Origin of the sequence: Streptomyces scabiei 87.22 (genome assembly GCF_000091305.1) — a bacterium.
Classification (GTDB): Bacteria; Actinomycetota; Actinomycetes; order Streptomycetales; family Streptomycetaceae; genus Streptomyces; species Streptomyces scabiei.
In genome coordinates this window covers 9,849,114-9,873,628 of record NC_013929.1, presented here as the reverse complement: position 1 = coordinate 9,873,628, position 24,515 = coordinate 9,849,114, and the positions used below count along the sequence as shown (strand labels likewise).

Annotated in this window: 18 protein-coding genes; 5 read left to right on the top strand and 13 right to left on the bottom strand. The window is 72.8% G+C overall.

The annotated features are described in order from the left end of the window. Nucleotides 1-20: 20 nt before the first annotated feature. From SCAB_RS48080 to SCAB_RS42275, 10 genes are all read right to left on the bottom strand, one after another. A complete protein-coding gene (locus SCAB_RS48080) occupies nucleotides 21-1,454 on the bottom strand; it encodes a polysaccharide deacetylase family protein (RefSeq protein WP_013006222.1) in 1,434 nt (477 codons plus the stop codon). A gap of 175 nt (nucleotides 1,455-1,629) precedes the next feature. Further along, entirely contained in the window at nucleotides 1,630-5,385 is a 3,756-nt protein-coding gene (locus tag SCAB_RS42320) for an nSTAND1 domain-containing NTPase (RefSeq protein WP_013006221.1), read from the bottom strand. A 109-nt stretch (nucleotides 5,386-5,494) separates the two neighbouring features. Further along, nucleotides 5,495-7,186 carry a rhamnogalacturonan lyase B N-terminal domain-containing protein gene (locus SCAB_RS42315; RefSeq protein ID WP_041670207.1) on the bottom strand — a complete coding sequence of 564 codons (1,692 nt, stop codon included), beginning with the start codon at nucleotides 7,184-7,186 and terminating at the stop codon, nucleotides 5,495-5,497. Between the two features lie 377 nt (nucleotides 7,187-7,563). After that, nucleotides 7,564-7,932 carry a hypothetical protein gene (locus SCAB_RS42310; protein ID WP_013006218.1) on the bottom strand — a complete coding sequence of 123 codons (369 nt, stop codon included), beginning with the start codon at nucleotides 7,930-7,932 and terminating at the stop codon, nucleotides 7,564-7,566. Between the two features lie 181 nt (nucleotides 7,933-8,113). After that, nucleotides 8,114-8,506: a VOC family protein gene (locus SCAB_RS42305; RefSeq protein ID WP_013006217.1), complete on the bottom strand. Its 393-nt coding sequence runs from the start codon at nucleotides 8,504-8,506 to the stop codon at nucleotides 8,114-8,116. A 172-nt stretch (nucleotides 8,507-8,678) separates the two neighbouring features. Continuing rightward, nucleotides 8,679-10,109, bottom strand: a complete 1,431-nt coding sequence (gene pntB / locus SCAB_RS42300; protein ID WP_013006216.1) for a Re/Si-specific NAD(P)(+) transhydrogenase subunit beta — start codon at nucleotides 10,107-10,109, stop codon at nucleotides 8,679-8,681. A 6-nt stretch (nucleotides 10,110-10,115) separates the two neighbouring features. Then, a complete protein-coding gene (locus tag SCAB_RS42295) occupies nucleotides 10,116-11,678 on the bottom strand; it encodes a Re/Si-specific NAD(P)(+) transhydrogenase subunit alpha (RefSeq protein ID WP_013006215.1) in 1,563 nt (520 codons plus the stop codon). Nucleotides 11,679-11,900: 222 nt separating this feature from the next. Then, a complete protein-coding gene (locus tag SCAB_RS42290) occupies nucleotides 11,901-14,024 on the bottom strand; it encodes a M48 family metalloprotease (protein WP_158512278.1) in 2,124 nt (707 codons plus the stop codon). Next, nucleotides 14,017-14,484: a hypothetical protein gene (locus SCAB_RS47185; protein WP_148274252.1), complete on the bottom strand. Its 468-nt coding sequence runs from the start codon at nucleotides 14,482-14,484 to the stop codon at nucleotides 14,017-14,019. Before SCAB_RS47185 ends, SCAB_RS42290 begins: the two co-directional genes overlap by 8 nt. 356 nt (nucleotides 14,485-14,840) lie before the next feature. Continuing rightward, the gene (locus SCAB_RS42275) at nucleotides 14,841-16,553 is read right to left on the bottom strand and encodes an IlvD/Edd family dehydratase (protein ID WP_013006211.1); all 1,713 of its coding nucleotides are present in this window, start codon (nucleotides 16,551-16,553) and stop codon (nucleotides 14,841-14,843) included. 50 nt (nucleotides 16,554-16,603) lie between these two features. Here SCAB_RS42275 and SCAB_RS42270 point away from each other — a divergent pair, with 50 nt between their 5' ends. The 4 genes from SCAB_RS42270 to SCAB_RS42255 all read left to right on the top strand — a co-directional run bounded on the left by SCAB_RS42270 (nucleotide 16,604) and on the right by SCAB_RS42255 (nucleotide 20,008). Then, nucleotides 16,604-17,464 (top strand): IclR family transcriptional regulator, encoded by an 861-nt coding sequence (locus SCAB_RS42270; RefSeq protein ID WP_013006210.1) that lies wholly within the window; start codon nucleotides 16,604-16,606, stop codon nucleotides 17,462-17,464. A gap of 71 nt (nucleotides 17,465-17,535) precedes the next feature. After that, the gene (locus SCAB_RS42265) at nucleotides 17,536-18,396 is read left to right on the top strand and encodes a fumarylacetoacetate hydrolase family protein (protein WP_013006209.1); all 861 of its coding nucleotides are present in this window, start codon (nucleotides 17,536-17,538) and stop codon (nucleotides 18,394-18,396) included. Continuing rightward, nucleotides 18,393-19,442, top strand: a complete 1,050-nt coding sequence (locus SCAB_RS42260; protein WP_013006208.1) for a zinc-dependent alcohol dehydrogenase — start codon at nucleotides 18,393-18,395, stop codon at nucleotides 19,440-19,442. The genes SCAB_RS42265 and SCAB_RS42260 overlap by 4 nt, the downstream gene beginning before the upstream one ends. Then, entirely contained in the window at nucleotides 19,439-20,008 is a 570-nt protein-coding gene (locus SCAB_RS42255) for a GNAT family N-acetyltransferase (protein WP_013006207.1), read from the top strand. Before SCAB_RS42260 ends, SCAB_RS42255 begins: the two co-directional genes overlap by 4 nt. A 31-nt stretch (nucleotides 20,009-20,039) precedes the next feature. On the opposite strand, the gene SCAB_RS42250 is transcribed toward SCAB_RS42255, so the two are convergent. Next, on the bottom strand, nucleotides 20,040-20,636 hold the full coding sequence (locus SCAB_RS42250) for a TetR/AcrR family transcriptional regulator (RefSeq protein ID WP_037728923.1): 597 nt from the start codon (nucleotides 20,634-20,636) through the stop codon (nucleotides 20,040-20,042). A 75-nt stretch (nucleotides 20,637-20,711) separates the two neighbouring features. Here SCAB_RS42250 and SCAB_RS42245 point away from each other — a divergent pair, with 75 nt between their 5' ends. Continuing rightward, entirely contained in the window at nucleotides 20,712-21,233 is a 522-nt protein-coding gene (locus SCAB_RS42245; protein ID WP_037728921.1) for a GNAT family N-acetyltransferase, read from the top strand. Nucleotides 21,234-21,298: 65 nt separating this feature from the next. Here the strand turns inward: SCAB_RS42245 and SCAB_RS42240 are convergent, their stop codons facing one another. Together SCAB_RS42240 and SCAB_RS42235 are read right to left on the bottom strand one after the other, a co-directional pair. Then, nucleotides 21,299-21,553 (bottom strand): hypothetical protein, encoded by a 255-nt coding sequence (locus SCAB_RS42240; protein WP_013006204.1) that lies wholly within the window; start codon nucleotides 21,551-21,553, stop codon nucleotides 21,299-21,301. Between the two features lie 154 nt (nucleotides 21,554-21,707). Beyond that, a complete protein-coding gene (locus SCAB_RS42235; RefSeq protein WP_231885198.1) occupies nucleotides 21,708-24,473 on the bottom strand; it encodes an alpha/beta hydrolase in 2,766 nt (921 codons plus the stop codon). Nucleotides 24,474-24,515: the final 42 nt, after the last annotated feature.

Below are 24,515 nucleotides of genomic sequence, written 5' to 3'. Positions count from 1 at the left end.
GCGACCCACGCCACGACGGATCACAGCGTGGCCCGCAGATGGCTGACGGTGACGAAGTGGTAGCCGCGGGCGCTCAGCGTCCGCAGGATCTCGGGGACGGCCGCGACCGAGGTGGGGTGGATGTCGTGCAGGAGGACGACATCGTTGGGCTGGGCCTTGTCGATGACGGTCCGGGCCACCCGGGCGGGGTCGCGGTACTTCCAGTCCTCGGTGTCGACGTCCCACAGGACCGGCGAGAGGGTCGTCACGGACTTGACCGTGTGGTTGATGGCGCCGTAGGGCGGGCGGACGAGGGTGGGCGCCCTGCCGGTGGCCGCCTTGATGGCGGCGCTGGTGCGGTGGAGCTGGGAGGCGACCTGGCGTGGGCTGAGCCTAGTGAGGTCGGGGTGGTTCCAGGAGTGGTTGCCGATCTCGTGGCCTGCCCGGGCCTCGGCGCGGACGAGGTCGGGGTGGGCGGCGACGTTCTGTCCGACGGTGAAGAACGTGACGCGGGCCCGGTACCGGGCGAGGTGGGTCAGCAGGTTCGCGGTCTCGGGGGCGGCGGGTCCGTCGTCGAAGGTCAGGGCGATGCACTTGACCTTCCTGCAGTCGGTGTCGTCGTCGCCGGAGGCGGTGTGGGTGGGGACGGCCGGGGCGGGCTCATGGGACGCGCCGAGGTCGAGTGAGCGGCCGGGGCGCATGGTCTGCCGCTGGGCGCGCTCGCCGAACCCGGACAGCCACGGGGTGACCGTCTTGCTGGGCAGGACCACCGACAGGCGGCCGGCGGCCGGGACGCCCACCTCGCCGCGGTCGAAGGTGACGCGCAGCCCGCCGTCGGCCGTGAAGTCCATGTCGTTCAGGACGGCGGCGCGGGAAGCCGCGTCGGAGAAGGTGTCGTCCAGGGTGCCGGCGTTCACGCCCTCCCGTCCTTCGAGCCGGTCCTGCAGAGCGGTGGTGAAGGCGTCCCGGGAGCCTTCGGCGACGAGCGCGAGGGGTGTGCGGTAGGCGCCGGCCCTGCCGTCGTACCAGTAGACCGTGTCGGACCGTCCGTCCCCGACGGAGCTGTGGTCCTGGGTGGTGAGGCGGACACCGAGCACGTCCCCGGAAGCGACCAGGAACTGGTGGCTGATGTTGAGGTCGCGGCTCTCCGCGCCGTCGGCATCCGACTCGCACGCCCCGGAGCGGAAGCCCGCCAGGCGCTGCTCCACGTCCTTCTTCATCGCGGCCGTCATCGCCTCCGCTCCCGGGACGTCCGGGTAGCTGGTCGCGAAGGGGCAGGAGCTGTTCTCGCTGCTGTCGCCGACGATCCGCAGGCCCTTGATCTTCGAGGGGTCGACGGTTCGCGCCGGGGCGGGCGACGATCCGGGCCGGGCGGCGTCGGATGCCGTGGCCGGCGGGTCGGACGTGCCGTGCGCGCAGGCCGCGGTGAGCGAGCCGAGCAGCAGGAGGGCGGGGAGCAGGGTGCGAGGGCGCATGTGACCAGAACCTGAGGAAGAGGGGACCTTCCGCGCGTCACGGACCGGACGCCCGGCGGCCGCCGCGTACGGGGACGCGGACGGCCGTTGTGGTCTCCGATCGTGCTGGTCAGGGGTGTTTTTCAGCGAGACCCGGGGTCGCTGTGAACAATTCCGCGGCCGGCTCCGAGGGCGCTCAGTCCTCTCGTGGCCGGTGCGCCGGTGGGCAGATCCGCCGGTACGGCGCGTCGGGGACGTACTGCTGCCACAGGGCCCGGGTCAGTCCGCCGCCCGCCCGTGCGCAGATGGCGCGGACGGCCGCCTCGGGGGCGATGCGGTGGCGTCGGAGCAGCATGTTCGGGCCGGCGGCGTAGAGGGTGCCGTCGTCGTGGCCGAAGGCGAGCGAGCGGATCTCGTCCCCCGGCGTGGGCAGGTCCCCGCCGAGGATCCGCTGGCCGGCGGTGTCCCACAGCCGGAGGGTGCCCTCCGAGCCTCCGACGGCGAGGGTGCGGCCGTCGGAGGAGAAGGCCAGCGCGCCCACGGCCTCGGTCGGGCCGCTGGGGACCGTGTCGGCGGTACCGGTCAGGACGCCTGTGGTGCGCCGCAGGTCCCGGTCCCAGAGGGTCACGTGCCCGGTGCTGTCACCGACGGCGAGTCGGGCGCCGTCGGGGGTGAAGGCCAGGGCGGTGACCTGGCGGCCGTCGGCGAGTGCCCGCCCGGTGACCTTGCCGGTGGGGAGGCCGGCGTACTGGTCGCCCGAGTCGACGAGCAGCCGTCCGTCCGGTCGTACGGCCAGCGCCGGACCGGACACGCCGTGCAGGGTGCCGGACCTGCGGTGCGTCCGCGTGTCCCAGACCTCCGCCCCACTGTCGTCGCTGGCGGAGCGTGCGGCCAGCAGTGTGCGCCCGGCGGGTCCCAGGGCGATCGCGGAGACGGGGCGGTCGGCGGCTCCGGAGGTGGTGAGGACCGTGCGGACCGTGTGGTCGCGGGCGTTCCACAGGGTGAAGCGCTGTCTCAGCGAGCCGCCCGAGGACGTGGTGTCGGCGACGGCGAGGGTGCGGCCGTCCGGGCTGAACGCGAGAAGAGGCGTCTCGTCGCGGGTGGCACTGGGCAGGGGGCCGAGGGTGCGCCGGACGGGGTGCGCGGGGGTGTCGGTGGAGCGCAGCTCGAAGCGGTAGCCCTTGCCGGCGCGGGTGACGGTGGCGAGGGTGGTGCCGTCCGGGCCGAGGAGCGTGGCGTCGGCCGGGGGGTTCTGCCGGGCGGTGGTGAGGCGGTCGGTCAGGTCGAGGCTGCGGACGGTGGCACGGTCCAGGTAGCGCAGGGTGCGCCGGCCATGGTCCGGGACCCAGGTCAGGTCGCTGGCCTCCGCGCCGGCCAGCGGCCGGTGGAAGGCCAGCCCGCCGCCCGAGGCGAGCCCCCAGACGGCGATCTCGTGGTCGTCGACCGTGGCGAGGAACTCCCCGTCGGGGGAGAGATCGGCCTGCGTGAAGCCGGTGGTGCCGCCGCTGGCGAAGTCGGCGACGCTCCTTCCACCGCGGACGTCCCAGACGGTCACCGTGGTGCCGTGGACGGCGGCCAGCCGTCTGCCGTCCGGGCTGAGGCGCAGCAGGCGCTCCCCGCTGTCCGCTCCCGAGCCGGTGCCGCAGACGGTGCCGTCCGCGTTGTCCCAGTCGCCGGGCAGCTGCTTGCCGTGCACGACGTCCCACACCTGCGGCGGGCCGTCGGCGGAGCAGAACGCGGCCAGGCGTCCGCCCGGGCCGAGGGCGGTCGTGGTGAGGGCACGGGCGACGTCGGTGCCGAAGAGGACGTGACCGTCGTCCGTCCGGCGGACCTCCACGCGGCCGGGGCGGTCGAACGGCCGGGTGAGGTACGCGGTGCCGTCGGGCGCGGCAGTCGCGTACTCCGCGTCGCCCAGGTCGGCGGCGGAGCGCGCCTCGGGAAGGTTCCACAGCATGTCGCTGTCGGCGTCGGCGGAGTTCAGCAGCAGGAACCGGGCGTCGGGGCCGATGTCGTACGCCTCGGTGCCGCCCGGCAGGTGGTAGCTGCCGGTGCGGCGGTGCTCCGCCACGCTCCACCTGGTGACCTGGCTGCCGTCGGCCCTGAGCAGGGTGCGGCCCTGGTCGGTGAGGAAGCGTCGGACGTCCCGGCCGGTCTGCGGGTCGGTGAAGGCGTCCCGTTCCGGCTGCGCGAGCGCGCCCAGCAGGGCCGAGCGGGACTCGGTGAGCGGGGCGATCCGCCACGCGGCGGCGCCGAGCAGGGACGCGGTACGGGGGTCGGTGGAGCGCAGACTCTCGGCGACGGTGGCCAGGCGACGGGCGGCGGCCTTGGCGGCCTCCTCCTCGCTGAGCCGGTCGCGTTGCCAGGCGACCAGCCCCGCGGTCAGCGCGAGGACGAGGAACACGCAGACACCGACGGCGAGAGCACGGGTGCGCCGGGCGGCGCGCGCGCCGGCGTCCCGCTCGGTGTCACGGGCCACGGCGGACGCGGTCAGGAAGGCCCGCTCCGGCCCGGTGAGGTCGTCGTCGTCCTCCGTCTCCGGTCGCGCGCCGAACAGCTCCTCGGCGCGGGCCAGCCGTGCGCCCCGGTACAGCGCGCCGGTGTCACGGTGCAGTTCCTCCCAGGCGCGGGCGGCCTCACCGAGGAGCCGCTGGGCACGCAGCCGCTCCCGGCTCTCCTCGATCCAGCCCGCGAGGCGGGGCCAGCCGGTGATCAATGCCTCGTGGGCGAGTTCGACGGTGTCGCCGTCCAGCGTGACCAGGCGGGCGGCGGCCAGTCGTTCCAGGACGTCCGGCGCACCAGGGCCCAGCTCGGAGCGGGACGCCGGGCGGCGCGTGTCGGCGGTGCGGTCGCCCGGGGCGATCAGCCGGAGCAGGATGCGCCGGGCCCTGCGGGCCTGTTCCTCGTCCAGGTCGCCGTAGACCTGCTCGGCGGTGGCAGCGATCGCTCCGCGGACACCGCCCGACTCCTCGTAACCGGCCAGCGTCAGCGTGCGGCCCCGTCGACGGCGCCAGGTCTCCAGCAGCGCGTGGGAGAGCATCGGCAGCGCCCCTGGCCGGTCGCCTGCCTCCTCGACGATCCGTGCGGTCAGCACCCGTTCCACATTGAGCCCCGCCGTGGCGGCGGGGCCGGTGACGACCTCGCGGAGCTCGTCCGCGCTCATCGGCCCGACCAGCAGACTCGCGTGTCCGACCGCCTCCGCGAGCTCCCGGTGCTCGGCGCAGTGGCCGTAGAAGTCGCCGCGCACCGCGACGACCACCCGCAGCCGGCTCTCCGGACGGCGCGCGACGAGCAGCGCGTCCAGGAAGCGGTCCCGTTCCTCCCGGTCGTGGCAGAGGGTGAACAGTTCCTCGAACTGGTCGACGATCACCCAGGTGTCCAGCTCGCCGTCCTTCGGGACGAGCGCCTCCCGGTGCGTGTGGGCGGGGCGTGCCCCCGGGGTGAGGACCCGGATCACCGCCGGGCGTCCGTCGCCCTTGCCCTCCCGCAGCAGCGGGACGAGACCGGCGCGCAGCAGCGAGGACTTGCCGCTGCCGGAGGGCCCGAACACCGCCGCGAAGCGGTGCGCGCGGGCCAGGTCCAGCAGGTCCCCGATCAGAGCCTGCCGGCCGAAGAAGAGGTCGCTGTCGGCCGGTTCGAAGCGTGCCAGACCCCGGAACGGCGCCCGTTCGTCGGCCGCGGGGGCACGCAGTTCGGTGTCCGCCTCCCGCCAGCGGGCCTCCCACTCGTCGGGGTCCGCGTCGAGTGCCTCCGCGTAGGCGCGCACCACCGCCAGGGTCGGCAGCTGGTCACCGCCGGCCGCGGCCTGCGACAGCGCGGTCGTGGAGTAGCCGGCTCGCTGGGCCATCTCCCGGTACGGCGGTTTCCCGGCCTTCTCCCTCAGCAGGCGCAGCTCGTGCGCGAGGCGCTGCACCGGACCGGCGTCGGGGTCCACCGGCTTCTCGCGACGACCCACCAGCCGACACCCTTCGAATCTCGAACACAAGAACGGGCGCTCAACCTATGTTTTTCGCCCATCCGGCGGCAATCCCGGCCCGGCCGATGAGTCCCGGGCCACATACGGCTCAGGGCACCAGCTCGACGACGTCGTACGACACTCCGGGGCTGAGGAAGGCGGTGCCGCCGGAGCCGCTGACGATGTCGATCGTCAGCTCCTGGTGGGCGTCCGCCGACCTCACCCAGGCACTCGCGGGGATCGCGTAGCTGTAGGTGTGGTTGTTTCCCCGGTAGGAGCCGACGGTGAGGGAGCGGGTCGTGGGTTCCTCGGCGGGCACGGGCACGGTCGAGACCCAGTCGTTGACCCTGATCCGGGGCCTGCCCTTGGCGAACGCGGTGGTGATACCGATGTTGAGTGTGTGGCCGGACGCCAGTTGCTCCCGTGTGAGCCGGAAACGGATCTTCCGGCCGTTGTCGACGTCCGCCCACTGGTAGCAGGGGAAGTCCGCCGCGGACGAGGAGCCTATGGTGTGGACACCCTGCGTCCACGGTCTGGCCCGGGCGTCGGAGGGGTGCATCGTCGTCATCAGGGAGGCGTTGGCGAAGCCGCGCGGTGTGCCGGACCAGTCGCCGATGCGCCAGATCGCGGGCCGCTGTCCCGGATCCGCGGTGATCTTCAAGGTGTGCAGGGCCGTCGTGCGCCCGGCCGTCACGGTGACGGACGTCGTGTGCACGGCGAGTTCGTCCTTGTAAACGGTGAGCTCGTACGCGCCCGGCAGCATGTACGGCGACTGGAAACGGCCGGTGGCCGGGTCGGCCTTCGCCCAGTACTGGGCGTCGGGGTTGGCGAAGCCGACCGTGTAGGCGGTGCCCTCGGCGCGGCCGCCGATGCCGACACCGGCGACCCGCCCGCGGCCACGGCGGCCGACCCAGCCGACCAGGCCCAGACCGTCCGCCCACGAGGTGTCGATGGCGTCGTGGGCCAGCGCGCGGGCGGGCGCACCGCCGTCGGTGAAGGCGAGGACGTACGGGCCCTGGAGGCCGAAGCGCATCGGCTCGGTCTGGTTCTCGCCGTAGTAGAGGATCTCGTACAGGCCGGCGCCGTCCTCGTAGTGGTGACGCATGAGCGAGCGGTAGAACGGTCCGCCGGACGCCTTCTCGTGATTGCTGCGGACCATCCACATACCGACCTTGCCGTCGCTCCAGCCGACGTGGCTGTAGTCGATGACGCGCTGGTTGGAGTAGTGCTTGGAGCGGGTGGTGCCGTTGGGCCGGCGGCGGATGTCCTGTGCCTCGATCAGGGTGTCGGTGCGGGCGTCCCAGGAGTCGGGGTCGTCGTTGGGGAACAGGCCGGGCCGCACGCGGACGATGTAGCGGGTGGCGGTGATGGAGGCGTCCGCCTTGTTCGTCCACATGTAGACGTTGTTCTCGCCCCGGCGGGCGGCGTAGTAGTGGTGCATGGTGCCGTGGACGACGGTGACCAGGACGGTGTCGGCGGTCCCGCGGATGCTCACCGACGAGGCGCCCAGACCGGTTTCGACGTGCGAGTTGCGGTTGCCGTAGCCCTGGTACTCGGTGCCCCCGTATACCAGGGAGGTCAGGTCGCCGGTGCGGTGGTCGACCTTGAACACGAGGCCGGCGCCGGTGTCGATGACGTGGGCGCGCCCGTCGTCGCGGTGTCCGAAGGTGCTTCCCGCCGCGTCGGCGGTGGAGAGCAACGGGCCGCAGACCGCGGCGCCACCGCCGAGGACGAGTCCGCCGGCGGCGGTTCTGAGCAGGACATCGCGGCGGGTCGGACGCCGACGACCGTGTGCGGACATGGTGGTTCCGTTCATGTGCGAGGAGCTGAGGGAGCGGTGGTGCGTCAGGCGGTGGCGGCAGGGCCACCACCGTCGGGGGCTGCCCTCAGGGAGACGGTCCCGGGCTGCTCCGGGTTGGTAAGGGAGAGGTAAGGCTTGCCGCTCGCCATGCCGTGCACGGCGACCGCCTTCCGGATCCGTCCGCCGCCGTACGACACCTGCACCGAAGGGCGACCCCGAGCCACCGGGGGGACGGGGACCGGGGCCGCCTGCCAGGGAGCCGATGGCACGGGGGGCGTGCCATCGGCCGGAACCGATTCTGCAGGGTCGGGGAGTTGTTCAGCAGGCCCCGACCAGCACTGAAAAACACGGAGGCGGCCCTGCCGTTCCGATCGCGGTCAGGCCCGCTCGAACTTCCAGGTGATGCTGGTGGCGTCGGCCTCGACGACGGTGACCGGGATGGACAGGTCCTTGCCGTCGCCGTCCCTCGCGAGGCACCTCACCTCGGTGCCGGCCACCGCCTTGAGGGCGGGGCACTTCACGATGTCCGTGCCGGCGCCGATCCACGGCAGCGGACTGTACTTCGACGCGGTGCGGCCGGTGACGATCCGCCCGCTGAGCGCCTTCTGGCCGTCCACGGTCACCGTCGTGAACTCGTCGAGCCCGGTGGTCGACTCCGTACCGCTCATCGCGTAGGTGAGGGCTCCGCCGCCGACGGCCAGCGCGGCCACCACGCCGGCGGTGATGACGAGGGGCTTGCGTGCCATGAGGTGCTCCTGGTGCAGAGGGTGGGTTGCGGTACCCAACCTCTCCCGTCGGCACGGGCCCGCGCCTCGGCCGAACGGCCGGGCTTCCGGTCCGGCCGGACGCGTTCCCTCGGCCGTACGGCCGATACGGGCCCGCCCGGCCCGTAGGCCAACCGCCCTCGTGCCGCCGTCACCTCCTGCGTCACTGCTCCTGGAGTACCGAGAGGACGTTCCCGGCCGGGTCGGTGAACCACGCGATCGCCGCGGGGCCGTCGCCGCCGGCCCGGACGACGCCCTTCTCGTCGTGGTCGAACCCGGGGTAGCGCTCAAGGCTCACGCCGCGCCGCTCCAGTTCGCCGACCGCCGACTCGATGTCGTCCACGGGGAAGTTGAGGATCGTGAACGTCGCGGGGGTGTGCGTCTGCTTCGGGTAGACGAAGACGCGTGCGCCGCTGCCGAGGGTGAGGATCAGCATGCGCATCTCCCCCTGCCCGCTCTCCTCCACCCGTAGCCCCAGCGTCTCCCCGTAGAACCCGCGGGCCGCGTCGAGGTCGTCGACCGCGAAGCCGCTGAACGCCTGTGCCTGTCCGAACATGCCGTGTGTCTCCTTCTCGCGTGAGCGCCCCGAGGACCTCAGCGGACACCACGCACCCCCGGGCCGACGGCACGCCACACGGACGACGTCCGGATGGTGGCGCGCTCTTCACCCGCACGAAGCCGCGTGTCCCGGACGGAATACCGTCCGGGACACGCGTCGCACCCGCCATTCAGCGTGACGTGCCGGCCATCTCCGGGACGGTGGTGTCGAGGGCGTCGAGGCCGCGCAGGATGTCCTCGACCCGCTGCTTGGCATCACCGAAGAGCATCTGGGTGTTCTCACGGAAGAACAGCGGGTTCTGCACACCCGCGTAGCCGACGGCCATGGACCGCTTGAAGACCACCACGTTCGCGGCCTCCCACACGTGCAGCACGGGCATCCCGGCGATGGGGCTGGCCGGGTCGTCGATGGCGGCCGGGTTGACGGTGTCGTTGGCGCCGATGACGAGGACGACCGAGGTGGCGGGGAAGTCGTCGTTGATCTCGTCCATCTCGAGGACGATGTCGTAGGGCACATGGGCCTCGGCGAGCAGCACGTTCATGTGGCCGGGCAGCCGGCCGGCGACGGGGTGGATGCCGAAGCGCACCTCGACACCCCGCTCGCGCAGCCTGCGCGCCAGTTCGGCCACCGGGTACTGGGCCTGGGCGACCGCCATGCCGTAGCCGGGCGTGATGATCACCGACGAGGCGTCGTGCAGCAGCTGCGCGGTCTCCTCGGCGTCGATCTCGCGGTGCTCGCCCTGCTCGCCGTCGGCCACCGCCGCCGGGGTGCCGAAGCCGCCCGCGATCACCGAGAGGAAGGAGCGGTTCATCGCCTTGCACATGATGTACGAGAGGTAGGCGCCGGAGGAGCCGACGAGCGCGCCGGTGACGATGAGCAGGTTGTTGGCGAGGAGGAAACCGGAGGCCGCCGCGGCCCAGCCGGAATAGCTGTTGAGCATGGAGACGACCACCGGCATGTCACCGCCGCCGATGGAGGCGACCAGGTGCGCGCCGAGGGCGAGCGCGATCACGGTGACGGCGATGAGCAGGCCGATGCCGGGGCGGGCCACGAAGGCGACGGTGAGCACGACGAAGGCGACCAGGGCGCTCACGTTGAGGACGTGCTTGCCGGGCAGGGTGAGGGGCCGGGAGTCGATGCGCGCCGACAGCTTCAGGTACGCGACGACCGAGCCGGTGAAGGTGACGGCGCCGATGAACACGCCGATGAACACCTCGGCGTGGTGGATGCCCAGCAGCGCCCCGGTGAGGCCGGCCTCCACGTCGAGGTAGCCGTTCCAGCCGACGAACGCGGCGGCGAGGCCGACGAGGCTGTGCATGATGGCGATCAGCTCGGGCATGCCGGTCATCTCCACCACCCGGGCCCGCCACAGTCCGATACCGGCGCCGAGGGCCGTGGCGACGGCGATCAGCACGAGACCGGTGGCCTGGATGTTCCGGGACGCGAGTGCGACGGTGGCGGCCAGGGCGACGACCATGCCCGTGATGCCCCAGACGACTCCCGAGCGGGAGGTCCGGTGCTGGGAGAGCCCCGCGAGGCTGAGGATGAACAGCAGCGCGGCGACGACGTAGGCGGCTTCTGCGGCCGTGACAATGGTCAACGCTGATCAGCCCTTCGAGAACATGCCGAGCATGCGGCGGGTGACGGCGAATCCGCCGAAGACGTTGATGCTCGCCAGCAGGATCGCGGCGAACGACAGCACGGTGACGGCGGTGTCGCCGTGCCCGATCTGCAGCAGTGCGCCGACCACGACGATCCCGGAGATGGCGTTGGTGACCGACATCAACGGGGTGTGCAGCGCGTGGTGCACCTGGCCGATGACGTAGAAGCCGATGACGATGGCCAGCACGAACACCGTGAAGTGGCCGATGAGTTCGCTCGGCGAGAAGGCGGTCACCAGGAACAGGGCGAGCGCTCCGGCGCCGACGAGGGCGTAGGCGGACCGGGCCGGGCGTGCGGGCCTCGCCGCCGCCGTCCCGGAGGAGACCGGCGTCGCGGGGTCCGGGGGCGCGTCGGGGGCGGGCACGGCGGACACCTGCACCGGGGGCGGGGGCCAGGTCTTCTCGCCGTCGCGGACCACGGTCATCGAGCGCTGCACGACGTCGTCGAGGTCGAGGACGAGCCGGCCGTCCTTGCCGGGGGTGAGCAGCTTCATCAGGTGGACGAGGTTGGTGCCGTAGAGCTGGGATGCCTGGGCGGGGAGCCGGCCGGGCAGGTCGGTGTAGCCGATGATCGTCACGTCGTTGTCGGTGACGACGGCCTTGCCTGCGACCGTCCCCTCGACGTTGCCGCCCTGGGCGGCCGCCATGTCGACGATGACGCTGCCGGGCTTCATGCGCGCGACGTCCTCGGCGGTGATGAGCCGGGGTGCCGGACGGCCCGGGACGAGCGCGGTGGTGATGACGATGTCGACGTCGGCCGTCTGCTCGGCGTACAGCCGCGCGGCGAGCCGGTTGTAGTCGTCCGAGGTGGCCCGGGCGTAGCCGTCGGTGCCGACGTCCTGCGCGGCGGAGACGGTGAGGAACTCGCCGCCCAGCGAGCGGACCTGTTCGGCCACCTCGGGCCGGGGGTCGGTGGCGCGGACCACGGCGCCGAGACTGCGGGCCGCGCCGATCGCCGCGAGTCCGGCGACCCCGGCGCCGGCCACCAGGACCTTGGCGGGCGGCACCTTGCCCGCGGCGGTCACCTGGCCGGTGAAGAAGCGTCCGAAGGCGTGCGCGGCCTCGACGACGGCCCGGTACCCGGCGATGTTCGCCATCGAGCTGAGGACGTCCAGCGACTGGGCGCGCGAGATGCGGGGCACGGCGTCCATGGCGAGGACGGTGACGGGGCGCCGGGCCAGTTCGTCGACCAGCTCCGCGTGGTGGGCCGGGCCGATCAGCGCGATCAGGGTCGCCCCGTCGCGCAGCCGGCCGGTCTCCTCGGTGGAGGGGCCGTTCACCTTGAGCACGATCTCCGCCGCCCACGGGTCGCCGAGCCGGGCGCCGGCCTCCTCGTAGGCCGCGTCGGAGAAGCGGGACGAGGCCCCCGCCCCCGGTTCGACCACCACGTGGTACCCGAGCGCGACAAGTCTGCGCACGGTGACCGGTGTCGCGGCCACCCGGGTCTCGCCCGGGGTGGACTCGGCCGGGACGCCGATGCTCTGGGGTTCGGGTTCCGCTTGGACCATCCTCTGTCCCTCTTCCCGTGGACGTCGTGGTGCCGGACGTCTCCGCCCGGCGCTTGGCGTGCTCGTCCGTTCCTCGGTGCTCGTGCCCGGGCACTCACGCCTGGGGCTCCTGTGTCCGCTTGTGGACCCACTTGTTGACCCATGCCCCGTGAGTGCGGGGTGGATACGGGGCGGACGCACTCAATCGCCGCGCGAGGGGGAAGGGTGGACGGTCACCGCCGGTCATCCGAGGGAAAGAAGGACGCGGTACTCCAGCAGACCCGAGTGGTCGATCAGCAGGGAGGTCAGGGCCGCGGCGATCCCGGCCGACAGCGGGGGAAGCAGATACAGGACCGTGCGATGCGGTGGCCGGGCTCGGGACGACAGCAGGGGGACGCACACGGCGAGAAGGAGGAGGGACACAGCCAGCACCGCGAGCGGAATCACCAGGAAGCGCCGGGCGGTTTCGACGGGGTCGCTCCACGTGGTCGCCCATCGGAGGTAGATCGCCACGAAGGTGAGCGCGGTGGCCGGTGGCGCCGCGCGCAGCATGTCGGGCACGGTTCCGGCTCCGGCGATGAGGAGGGCCAGGAGCACGGCCACTCCGGCCGCGGACGCCGACCACATGTCGAGCAGTTGGACCGCGGCCTTCTCGTCCGCCTCGACGGGCGCCACCGTTCGCAGACGCACCGTGCAGGCCGCCGCGGCCGCGGCGCCGGCGGAGAGCAGGACGATCAGGGGTGGGATGCGCGGTACGACGGGCTCCGGCACCACGGTCACCGACATGGCGGTGCCCGTCTCCGCGGCGCTCTGGAGACGCCACGCGAACGCACAGCCCAGGGCGGCGAAGACCGCGAGGGACCCGGCCCAGGGCGCGTTGGCCACGAGGATCAGATAGTGCGACGGTCGGAACAACCACACGAAGACCGACGAGGTGGTGCCTATCCAGAACGCGAGGCCGTACAGGATCGTGGTCACCAGGAGTGGCACCATCAAGCCGCCCACGCGATCGGCACGCCACCACACCCGGGCCAGGGACACACAGATCACGGTCGCCCCGGCCGTCGCCAGGGACAGGGTGAGCAGCACCCACCAGCTGCCGTACGGGCCGTCTCCCGTGGCGCCGGTGCGATTGACCCCGATGTACAGCCCGACCGGAACGGCCGACGGGACCGCCAGACATGCGCCCGCACGGTGCCACCAGGGCGCCCGCGCGTCCGGGGGCGGCTGATGCCACCAGGCAGGACCGCACGCCACCGCCAGCAGCGCGCCGGCCAGAAGGGAGTCGATCGCCAGGGTCCAGCCGCCCACCGGCGTGGCGGTGAACGCCGGCGTCGTCACCTGGTAGGAGGTCGTGAGTACGGTCACCGCCAGGACTCCGGCGACCAACTCGTCGAGGCGGCCGAGTACGGCCGGTGGTGTCCGGTTGCCCAGGCGGGTTAGTCGTTGCCGGGGAGTGGGGTGTGTCCCGGCCAGACGCTCACGCAGCCGGCGGGGACCGGCCTCGGCCCGCTCCAGCAGGGCGGTCAGGCCGGGGCCCGCGCCGTCGGCCGCCGCTACGGAGTCCGCCTCGTGTTCCCGGGCTCGGCCGACGCGGGCGCCGATGATCCACGCGGCCACCGCCAGCAGGACGACCCGGGCCACGTAGTCCAGCCAGACCCATCTGAACAAAGAGCCGAGCACCGAACGGTCTGGTTCGGCGAGAGCCGCGACCGTGGTCACGAGCACCGGAAGCACGGCGACGATCGGCAGGGCCCGTCGCAGCCCGCGCACCAGCCACGCCAGACGTACGTCACCGGCGGCGACGTGCGCGCACTCGTGCCGCAACGCCGCCGCGACCTCGGCCGCGGGCAGACGCCTCGCGCCGCGCGGCATCACGATGTGCGGTGCGCCGAGGTGCTGCACCGTGAACGGCTCGATCAGATCGGGCCCGCCGAGCCGCACGGGCGGGCCCGGGAACGGCCAGTGCGGCGGAGGGGCGGTCAATGGTCCGATCCGGCGGATCAGCCGACGGGGCAGCCACCAGGTCAGCGTCAGTCCGAGCGCGACGACGGCCGCGCCGCCCGCCAGCCCGGCCGCGGCCCGCTGCCGCTCCGCGGGGGCGGCACAGGACAGGTTCTCGATCTGGAGTCGCAGCTCTTCCCGTGGATCACTGTGCAAGGGCCCGACCGACTCCGCGCAGGCTAGCTGCGCCCGGCCCCACGCCGTACCGTGCACCTCGTTGAAGATCAGCGCGCCGGCGGTGATTCCGGCGACCGCCAGGACGACCATCAGCAGCAGGTAGTGCCCGCGGGTCGGTGAGGTGAGCTGGGCCGGGCGTGCCGGGACGGCGGCTGCCCTCGCATCCGCCAATGACGTCTCAGTCACGCAGGCCACCGGCGCCGCCATTGCCACCGTTGCCGCTGTTGCGCAGGCGCAACGCACCGACCACGGCCAGCCCCAGCGTGTCGGCCTCCTCGGGGGTGACCTTCCCCTTGAGCATGAGGACGACCGCGGCGCGGACCTCCTCCTCCTGCTCGGGGGCCAAGGGGTCGAAGGTGTGGTGCGGTTCGCCGCGCAGCCTCGCCAGTCCCGCCCGGGTCTTCTCGCTCAGCACCGTGGCGGTCTGCTCCGCCAGAGCGCCGCCCACCGCGCCGAAGAGAGCCGCCACCGCCGGAAGCAGGTGGTCGGCCAGCGGCAGCATGTCGACACCCATGCCGACCGGCGGCCGCGCCCGGGAACGGCCCTGGCGCTCCAACCGTTCCAGGGCCGCGTCGAGATCCTCGGTCTCCTCGGGATAGGACGACAGCAATGCCTGCCGGGTGATGTCCATGACTGCGGGATCCACGAGAACTCCTCACGCTCGATGTCGGACGCACCCGGAGGAGCTGCCCTCACATCCGTGGCGTCCGGAGCATCCGTATTCCGCGGCTCATTAAATGTGGTCATCACGTCAGCGTCGGCGGGGAGTTCGTCGATGTTCACCCGGACGGGCCGAAGTCGATGACACCGCTTGACAATCTCGAGCGAGGCCATCGGCGACCGAAGGGCGGCAGCCACGTGGTGCACGCAGAGAACTGCAGGTCCGGTTCGGGGGACGCCTCCAACGCCCTGCCGAGCCGGTCCGGTTCACCGGTGACACGTTCGTGGGCACGGTGGACGGTCTCGGACCAGAACGCCTCGACATCCATCATGTCGGCGCCGTCAGTGCGACTCGCGGGTCACCTCCGAGCCGCTGGAGCCGACCAGGAAGTCCAGGTCGGCTCCGGTGTCGGCCTGCAGGACGTGGTCGACGTACAGGCGTTCCCAGCCGCGCCGGGGGGCGGCGTAGGCGTCGACGGTGGCCGGGTCGGGCCTGCGGGCGGCGAGTTCGGCGGCGGGGACGTCGACGTCGATGCGGCGGGCCTCGACGTCGAGGGTGATGACGTCGCCGGTGCGGACGAGTGCGAGCGGGCCGCCGGCGGCAGCTTCCGGGGCGACGTGCAGGACGACCGTGCCGTACGCCGTCCCGCTCATCCGGCCGTCGCAGACGCGGACCATGTCACGGACGCCCTGTTCGAGGAGTTTCTTCGGCAGGGGCATGTTGGAGACCTCGGGCATGCCCGGGTAGCCCTTGGGGCCGCAGCCGCGCAGCACCAGGACGGAGTCGGCGTCCACGTCGAGGTCCGGGTCGTCGACGCGGGCGTGGAAGTCCTCGATGGAGTCGAACACGACGGCCCTCCCCCGGTGCCGGAGCAGGTGCGGGGACGCTGCGGCCGGCTTGATCAGCGCACCGTCGGGGGCGAGGTTGCCGCGCAGGACGGCGATGCCGCCCTCGGCGACCAGCGGTTCGGCGCGGGTGCGGATGACCTCGGGGTCCCAGATCGGGGCGTCGTCGAGGAAGTCGACCAGCGGGGTGCCGGTGACGGTCAGCGCGCCGGGGTCGAGGAGGTCGCGTACTTCGCGCAGGACGGCGAGCAGGCCGCCGGCGCGGTGGAAGTCCTCCATGAGGAAGCGGCCGGCGGGCTGGAGGTCCACCAGGACCGGCACGCGGGAGCCGATGCGGTCGAAGTCGTCCAGGGTGAGCGGGATGCCGAGCCGGCCGGCGATGGCCAGGAGGTGGACGACGGCGTTGGTGGAGCCGCCGACGGCGGCGAGCGCGACGATCGCGTTGTGGAAGGACGCCTCGGTCAGGAAGGTGCCCGGCCGCCGGTCACCGGCGACCATGTCGACGGCCAGCCGGCCGGTGTGGTGCGCGGCCTCCAGCAGCCGGCTGTCGGGTGCGGGGGTCCCGGCGACGCCGGGGATCACCGTGCCCAGCGCCTCCGCGACCAGGGCCATCGTCGAGGCGGTGCCCATGGTGTTGCAGTGGCCGCGGCTGCGGATCATCGAGGACTCGGAGCGTACGAACTGCTCCTGCGAGAGCGTGCCCGCGCGGACCTCCTCCGACAGCTGCCACACCCCGGTGCCGCAGCCCAGCAGGCCGCCGCGGAAGGTGCCGTTGAGCATCGGTCCGCCGGGGACGACGACCGCGGGCAGATCGACCGACGCGGCGGCCATCAGCAGCGAGGGAATGGTCTTGTCGCAGCCGCCCAGCAGCACCACGCCGTCGATGGGGTTCGCCCGCAGCATCTCCTCCGTGGCCATCGCGGCCATGTTGCGCCACAGCATGGCCGTGGGCCGCACGTTCGTCTCCCCCAGCGACACCACCGGGAGGTCCAGCGGGATGCCGCCCGCCTCGTACACGCCGTTGCGGACGGAGGCCGCGACCTCGTCGAGGTGGGCGTTGCAGGGGGTCAGGTCGGAGGCGGTGTTGGCGATGGCGATCTGGGGCCGGCCGGTGAAGGCGTCGTCCGGCACGCCCCGCCGCATCCACGCGCGGTGGATGTAGGCGTTGCGGTCCTGGCCCGCGTACCACTGTGCGCTGCGTAGAGGCATCCCGGCACCGCTTCCAATTATCGGTATGACGATCTAAATTTTGGAACGCCATGAAGCATATGCAGACATCCGAGGGATCGACAGACCCCGGCGGCTCGGCAGACCCCGGCAGGCCGGCAGACCTTGGCGAGGACGGCGCGGCCGGCGCCGACGGCGGCCGGCTCGTCGGCTCGGACCGGGTACTCGCCGTCCTCAAGGAGCTCGCGCGCCACCCCGACGGGGTGGGTCTGGACGAGCTGACCCGCGCTATCGGCAGCCCGAAACCGACCGTGCACCGCGCGCTCGGCGCCCTGCGCCGGGCGGGCCTCGCCGATCAGGACGCGGGCAGCCGCTATGTGCTCGGGGACGAGTTCCTGCGCATGGCGTTCGCCCACCACGAGGCGCGCCCCGACCACGTCCGGGTGCGCCCGGCGCTGGAGGCGCTGGCGGAGCGGTTCGGCGAGACGGCGCACTACGCGGTCCTGGACGGCCGGGAGGTCGTCTACCGCGCCAAGGTCGACCCGCCCTCCGGCGCCGCGAAGCTGACCTCGACCATCGGCGGCCGCAACGCGGCCCACACCACGGCGGTCGGCAAACTGCTGCTGTCCGGCGAACTGACGACCCTGGAGGCGGTCGAGACCTGGGCCGGCGGCCTCCCGCTGGAGCGCCGCACTCCCCGGTCGCTGTGCACGGCCGCCGAACTGCACCGCGCGCTGGAGGCGGCGGCCGCACAGGGCTACGCCTGCGACGACCAGGAGAACGAGACCGGCGTCAACTGCCTCGCCGTGCCCGTGTACCTCACCTCGCCCACGACCCCCTCCGGGGCGGTGAGCGTCAGCGCGCTCGCCTACCGGACCCCGCTGTCCGACCTGGTGAACGGGTTCGAGGAGATCCGCGCCCTGCTCGGCCCGCTCGCGGCACCCCACACCTGACGCACCGCCACCTCCCGCACCTCACCCTCATCCCCGCTCACCCGTCCCGCACCACCCTTGGAGACAGCCCCGTGTACCTCATGCGCATCGGCGCCCCTGGCGCAGAGAAGCCCGTCGCCCGGATCGACGACCGGACCTACGTCGACCTTTCCGACGTCGTCACGGACTTCGACGAGCAGTTCTTCGGATCGGGCGGCATCGACCGGGTCCGTCCCGTCGTGGCCGAGCGGACGGCCGCGGGGCAGGTGGCACGGTTCGCCGGGGAGCGCGTCGGCGCCCCGTTCGCACGCCCTCACCAGATCCTGTGCATCGGCCTCAACTACCGTGACCACGCGGCCGAGAGCGGTATGCCCGTGCCCGACGAGCCGATCCTGTTCACCAAGTCGCCCAACACCCTGATCGGCCCCCACGACGACGTGCGTATCCCGCGCGGCTCCACGAAGACCGACTGGGAGGTGGAGCTGGGCATCGTCATCGGCCGTCGCACCGCCTACCTCGACTCGGTGGAGGCGGCCCGGGACGCCATCGCCGGGTACGTCGTCGTCAACGACGTCAGTGAGCGCGCCTTCCAGCTGGAGCGCGGCGGCCAGTGGGCCAAGGGCAAGTCCGCCGAGACCTTCAACCCGGCCGGCCCCTGGCTCGCCACCGCCGACGAGATCGACGACGTCCTCGACCTCGGCATGTGGCTGGACGTCAACGGGGTGCGCCGGCAGACCGGCAGCACCAGGACGATGGTCTTCGATCCGTACGTCATCGTGCACTACCTCAGCCAGTTCCTCGTCCTGGAGCCCGGCGACCTCATCAACACCGGCACCCCGCCGGGCGTCGGCCTGGGCCTCACGCCGCCCGTCTACCTCCAGCCGGGCGACGTGATGGAGCTGGGCATCGACCGTCTCGGCACCCAGCGCCAGCACGTGCTGGCCCCCCGGTGAGCACTGCCCTCGTACGCGCCTTCGTCCTGACCGGCCCCGGAACGTACGAGGTGCGGGAGCTGCCCGCGCCGGCGGCCGGGCCCGGCGAGGTCGTGGTCGACGTGGCGCGGGTCGGCGTGTGCGGCACAGACCTGGAGTTCTTCAGCGGCGAGATGGCCTATCTGCGTCAGGGGCACGCCGCCTATCCGATGCGGCTGGGCCACGAATGGTCCGGCCGGGTCGTGTCCGTCGGCGAGCAGGTCGACCCCGGCTGGGTCGGGCGCCGGGTCATGGGCGACACCATGCTCGGCTGCGGTGCCTGCCGCCGCTGTCTGCGCGGCCGTCAGCACGTGTGCGAACAGCGTCAGGAGGTCGGCATCCGCGGCGGCCGGGCCGGTGCGCTGGCCGAGCGACTCGCCGTGCCGGCCTCCTCGTTGCACGCCCTGCCCGACGCGGTCGACGACGCCCTCGGCGCGCTCGTGGAACCCGGCGGCAACGCGCTGCGCGCCGCGCGGGCCGCCGCGCTGGGCCCGGGCGACCGTGCCCTGGTCCTGGGCCCGGGCACGATCGGCCTGCTGGTGGCCCTGTTCCTGCGCGCCGCCGGAGCCGAGGTCCATCTGATGGGCGCCACCGGGGCCTCCCTCGCCTTCGCCCGGCGGCTGGGCTTCGAGCACGGCTGGACGGAGGACTCGGTCCCCGGCCTGCCCTTCGACGCGATCGTCGACGCCACCAACGCCGCCCCGCTGCCCGCCCGAGCGCTGGACCTCGTCGAGCCGGGCGGGCGGCTCGTGTACATCGGGCTGGCCGCCGAGCCCAGTCGCATCGACACCCGCACCCTCGTCCTCAAGGACGTCACCGCGGTCGGCATCCTGTCCGCCTCCCCCGGGCTCGACGCCACCATCCGCGCGTACGCCGACGGGACGGTCGACCCCAGGCCGCTCGTCGCGGCCACCGTGGGCCTCGACGACGTCGGCCCCGTACTCGCCGGCCGCCGCCCGGCGGACGCGGGATCCGGCCCCAAGATCCATGTCGACCCGCGCTCCGGTGCGGCGGGGGCGGTCCCGTGAGCGGCTCCGAGGACGCCGGACCTCTGAGACTGCGGCCCCTGACCGAGGCCGGGGCGCACCAGATCGAGCACTGGTTCGATCACCCCGAGGTTCGGACGCGTCTGGGCGGCCGGTCCTGGATCCACAGTCAGTTACGGCTGATCAGCCAGGATTCCGGCGCCACCTTCCGCGGCGCGACCGTGCTGCGCTCCCACGGGTGGATCGGCCTGGACGAGGCCGGGGCTCCGGTCGCCTTCGTCTGCGGCGACGTCTACGACCGCTGGGTCCGCTACCACGGCGAGGGCCCCGACGGCCCCGTTCTGTCCGACATCGACCCCCGCCCCGCCCTGGGGCTGGCCTATCTGGTCGCCCCCGACCGGTGGCGGCAGGGCTACGGCCGCTCCGCCCTCCGGGCCGTTCTCTCCCACCCCGATGCCGACGACGTCCGGACGTTCTTCTGCGGCATCGACGCCGACAACCACGCCAGTCGCCGGTGCGTCGCATCGGCGGGCTTCACCCTCGTCGACCACGCGCCGGACCACGAGGGGATGCTCTACTACCGCCACCGCCGACCGACGGTGGGGTGACACCGGACGGCGTGCGCCACGGGCCCGGTGATCAGGTGCCGGATGTCTCGTCGTGGTGCAACAGGGCCAGCTGGTGGTGGACGGCGGCCGTCACCCGGCCTTCGTCGTCGGTGGCGAGAAGGTCGAGCAGCGCACCGCGCAGCACCGCCAGCGTGAGCGTGCGGAGGACGGCGCCGTCCTCGCTCTCCCTGTCCGGACGTGCCTGACAGGCGGCCAGCACATCGAGCCAGTCCTCCACGGTGGACCTGGCGAACCCGGCCCAGGGGCCGTCCGGTTCGACGAGGGAGCGGGCGTACGCCTCGGCCCACAGGCGCAGCAGCGGGCGGTGTTCTTCGGCGGCGAGCCATGACCACACCTGTTCGGCCGCAGCGCCCAGGCCGACCGGCCGGTCGGGCCGGCGCAGGTGCGCCAGCAGCGTCAGCTCCTCGGTACGGGCCCGCTCCAGCAGCGCCCGCACCAGCCCGTCCTTGTTGCCGAACAGGAACATCAGCACCCGGGTGCTGGAGCCGATCGCCTCGGCCAGCGGGCGCAGCGACAGATCGGCCAGACCATGAGCGAGCACGTACTCGTGAGCGGCCTCGAGCAGTTCTCTCTGACGGGCGGACGGGATTGCGGTCTTCGGAGGCATGCGCCTAGCCTAGAGCCTTCACTGACACGACCGTGTCAGTAACGGTGAGATGTCATGTGTGACGGAGCGTGCGTGATGGTGAAGGAAGATCGTCGGCGGCAGGTCGTGATCCGCCGCGCCGACCACCCCGGCGACCTGGGCTGGGTGGTGATGGCCCACGGCGAGCTGTACGCCCGGCAGTTCGGTTTCACCAGCGACTTCGAGGCGATCGTGGCCAAGATCGTCGCCGACTACGCGGCCAAGGGCTCCCCGGCCACGGAGGCGGCCTGGATCGCCGAGGTCGACGGCGAGCGCGCGGGGTGCGTGTTGCTGGTCGCCGCCGACCAGCCGGGAGTGGCGAAGCTGCGCGTCCTGCTCGTCACCCCGGCCGCCCGGGGCCTGGGGCTCGGCACCCGCCTGGTGGAGCAGTCCCTCGCCTTCGCCCGCGAGGCCGGCTACCGACGCGTGACCCTGTGGACCACCGACAAGCAGGTGTCCGCCCGCAGGATCTACGAGCACTTCGGGTTCACGCTCACCGACGAAGCTCCCCACCACGGCTTCGGCCAGGATCTCGTCAGCGAGACCTGGGATCTCGACCTCGGCGACACCGCCGGCTGAGCACGCGGGGCCCGGCCGTTCGGCGAACTCCCCGCACCGGCGTCCGGGTTGGTGCGCTTCAGGACTCAGTTCGCCTCGCCGACGACCGTCCGAGCGGTACTCGTGGTCACGATCTCGGCGGCCGTGTGCAGCGGTGTCTCCGCCCAGCCGAGCAGCGCCCGGGTGATGGCGATCGCCTCGATGAGGCCCGCGCCGCGCTCGGCCAGCAGGTGTTGCACGGCCTCCATCCCGTCGTCGGCAAGCACGGGCACGCACTCCTCGGCGAGCGCGGTCCATCGAGCGGCTTGTCCGGGCCGCAGCCCGCCGATGTGGTCGAACATGGGTCGATCCTCCCTGACGTGGCAGGGCGCGAGAACGGCACCCGGTGGAGCCCGCCCCTGCGTCACCCGGCCCGGGAGAGCCTAGGCCGTGGGCACCTGTGCGGGGTCCGGCAGTGCCGGACCCCGCACACAAGGCCCCCTCACAGGGGCGTGCCTACGGTGTGTCGAGCACCGTCCCCGTCAGTACGGGCCTGTCGGGCAGGGGTTCGGCGTGCCGGTCGGTCAGCGCGATCCGCATCGACTCGGTCGGCTCGGCCACCTGGTCGCGGACGGTGGGTACGCTGAAGTCCACTCCGGGGCTGCCCGGCGGGATGTGCACCCACACCCACAGAGCCGCGGCGGACAGCGGCCGCTCGGGGTCCGCCTCGTCACCGGACTGTTCCATGAGCCACCGCGGGTCCACGTCCTTGGTGGACAACTCGGCGCCCCCGGTGGCCGGCAGCACCCGCACCGGCTCCCAGAGGTCCGACGCCGCGGGCACGTCCACGGCCAGCCGCCAGGTCAATGACTTTCCCTCGGTCACCCGGTCCGCGACCGGCGACAGGGTGATCTTGGGCGCGGAGTCGTCGTTCCGCACGGTGAGTCCGCCCCGGTGCTTGCCGACGACGGCCCCTCGGACGGCCTTGACGGCGATGTCGTGCTCCACGTCGTCGCTGTAGACCTTGTCGCCCTTCACCTTGACCGGCACGTCGATCGCGTCGCTGCCCGGCCGCACGGTCACGAGGCGTGTGCTGGTCCGGCCGCCGTCCGGGTCGAGGACGTACACGCGGACCTGTCCGCTGCCGCGCCCGGAGATCTGGACCGGGATCCGGTAGGTGCGGGTGCCCGAGTCGCCCTCATCGACCAGCGTGCGGCCCACGTCGACCCGCGGCAGCGCCGTCGCCTTCACCGCCGGCGTGCCGGGCGCCCAGCCCCAGGCGTCCATCAGCCAGGCCCGGCCGGACCGCGAACGAGGCGTCAGCTCCAGGGAGGTGATGTGCTTGAGGTCGAGCCCGGCCCGCTTCGCCGCCGACAGCGGGACGCGCAGTTCCTGCGCCCAGTAGGAGGAGGTGTCCGCGGAGCCCGGGAGCCCGTCCACCCGGATCCGGCCCAGCGTCACACGGCGGTGGGAGGAGTCGGTGACGGACACGTCGATCTTCGTGCCGGTCGTGTTCGGCGGTACGAAGACCCGCAGCGCGAGCTTCTGGGAGCCTCGAAGGGAGACCGGCTCGGCCGGGGTGACACGGGCGGCGCGGCCCGGCGTGGACCACTTCAGGTCGACCGCGCCGCGGCCGGTCTCCCGTCCCGTCTCCCACGACGCGAAGTGCGGTGACGATCCGCGCGTCCTCGGGGGCAGACAGGCCACGGCGGGATCGGGGTGGACCGCCGAACACAGCCGGGCGCCCTTGACCTTCGCCCCGGCGTCCGGCAGGAAACCACCGCCGCGCCGGGCGCCGACCGCGTGGGTCAGTACCCGGGCCGGGTCCGCGGAGGGGGCCCGCTTGCCCGAGCCGTCGAGGAGCGGACGCACCCGGTCGTCCCCCGCGACGAAGAGCCGCGCCGCGGCGGCGATGTAGGTGGCTCCCGCCCTGTGCTGCTGTGCGGCGCTCAGCCGCGTCGCGGCACCCGGGGAGCACACCCGGTCCGGGTGCTCCGGGTCGGTCGGGAAGTCGTCCTCGGCCGGTGCGACGGCCTCGCCAGGGGTCCATTCGCTGTTGAAGTAGTTGTGGTTGGCGCCGACCATGTAGACCGCGCTGTGCAGGGCCTTGCCCTTGCCGGTGCCGCGCGTCCCGTCGACGAAGTTCTCACCCTGCAGGTCGGACACGTCGCCGTCACAGCCGGGCAGCAGCGTCACGGACGGCACGTCGGCGACCGGGTTCTGGCCGAAGATCGTCGGTGCGATGAGCACGGTTCCCCGTATCTTCCAGCGCACCGGGCCGTGGTACCCGTCCTCGGCGGCCGGCGGCGGATAGAGGCTGTCCATGGCGGCCCGGTTGACGCCCTCGCCACCGCGCGAGTGGCCGACCAGCAGGACCCGGGACAGGTCGGCCTTCGGCGCCTGGCGTACGACGGCCGGGGCGGTGGACCGCCGGGCGCTCCACGCGGCCCAGCGGGCGAGGTGCTGCCGTACGAGCGAGGAACGCGCCTGCGCGCCGGAGTCCTCGATGTCCCCGTCCTGGCCGTTGATGCCGTTCGCCGAGATCGACACCGTCACATAGCCCTGGGAGGCCAGCAGCCGCTGGTCCCGCAGATAGCCCGAGTGGCTCGGGACGGGTCTGTGGCCGTCCGCACAGGGCCAGTCGAGGGTCACGTCGTCCTCGGTGCCCGGCTTGTAGCAGGTCACGTGACGGCCGTGCAGGAACAGGGCCAGCGGCCGGCTGCCCTTGGCGTCCTTGGGTGCCACCACCCGGGCGGTCATCTCCACCGGGGCGGCGTAGCCGGGCAGACGCACCGGGTCGAGGTCATAGGTCCCGGTGACCGTGCGGTACGGGCCCGGCCTGCCCGGATCGACGCCGTTCGCCGCAAGCTGCGCGGGAACCCGTACCGCGCCCGGTACGGGCCCGCGCGTGTCGTCGGCCGCCGCGTCCAAACGGCGCCCCGCGGCGGTCACTTGCAGATCCGTCAGCTGCTCGGGCCGTGCCCGGCCGAGGTCGAGCCGGAAGGTCCGCCCGTCGCTCGCCGGTTCCGGCACCCCGAGCAGCCGGTCCCCGGTACGGAACTCGACCCGGGCGTCCCCCGCGGGCACGGCCGTCGGCGCCCGCCAGACCAGCTCGTGCGCCCCGCCCTTCCTGTCGATCCGCCATCCCGGCGGAAGCGGGCCGTCGTCCGTCACGCCCAACGACCGTGACGGGTGCGGCTGTTCTGCCAGCGCCGGTCCGCACGAGCCGGTCAGGGCCGCCAGCACCACCACGGCGGTCACACCTATTCGCCGGGCACGCATCAATGGTCCTCTCCTCAAACCCCCGTATCGCAGACGTCCGGT

What these genes read in the sequence shown, in the direction of transcription:
- SCAB_RS48080 (WP_013006222.1), bottom strand. Translation starts at nt 1,454, where the DNA reads ATGCGCCCTCGCACCCTGCTCCCCGCCCTCCTGCTGCTCGGCTCGCTC.
- SCAB_RS42315 (WP_041670207.1), bottom strand. Translation starts at nt 7,186, where the DNA reads ATGTCCGCACACGGTCGTCGGCGTCCGACCCGCCGCGATGTCCTGCTC.
- SCAB_RS42310 (WP_013006218.1), bottom strand. Translation starts at nt 7,932, where the DNA reads ATGGCACGCAAGCCCCTCGTCATCACCGCCGGCGTGGTGGCCGCGCTG.
- SCAB_RS42305 (WP_013006217.1), bottom strand. Translation starts at nt 8,506, where the DNA reads ATGTTCGGACAGGCACAGGCGTTCAGCGGCTTCGCGGTCGACGACCTC.
- SCAB_RS42295 (WP_013006215.1), bottom strand. Translation starts at nt 11,678, where the DNA reads ATGGTCCAAGCGGAACCCGAACCCCAGAGCATCGGCGTCCCGGCCGAG.
- SCAB_RS42275 (WP_013006211.1), bottom strand. Translation starts at nt 16,553, where the DNA reads ATGCCTCTACGCAGCGCACAGTGGTACGCGGGCCAGGACCGCAACGCC.
- SCAB_RS42270 (WP_013006210.1), top strand. Translation starts at nt 16,604, where the DNA reads ATGAAGCATATGCAGACATCCGAGGGATCGACAGACCCCGGCGGCTCG.
- SCAB_RS42250 (WP_037728923.1), bottom strand. Translation starts at nt 20,636, where the DNA reads ATGCCTCCGAAGACCGCAATCCCGTCCGCCCGTCAGAGAGAACTGCTC.
- SCAB_RS42245 (WP_037728921.1), top strand. Translation starts at nt 20,712, where the DNA reads ATGGTGAAGGAAGATCGTCGGCGGCAGGTCGTGATCCGCCGCGCCGAC.
- SCAB_RS42240 (WP_013006204.1), bottom strand. Translation starts at nt 21,553, where the DNA reads ATGTTCGACCACATCGGCGGGCTGCGGCCCGGACAAGCCGCTCGATGG.
- SCAB_RS42235 (WP_231885198.1), bottom strand. Translation starts at nt 24,473, where the DNA reads ATGCGTGCCCGGCGAATAGGTGTGACCGCCGTGGTGGTGCTGGCGGCC.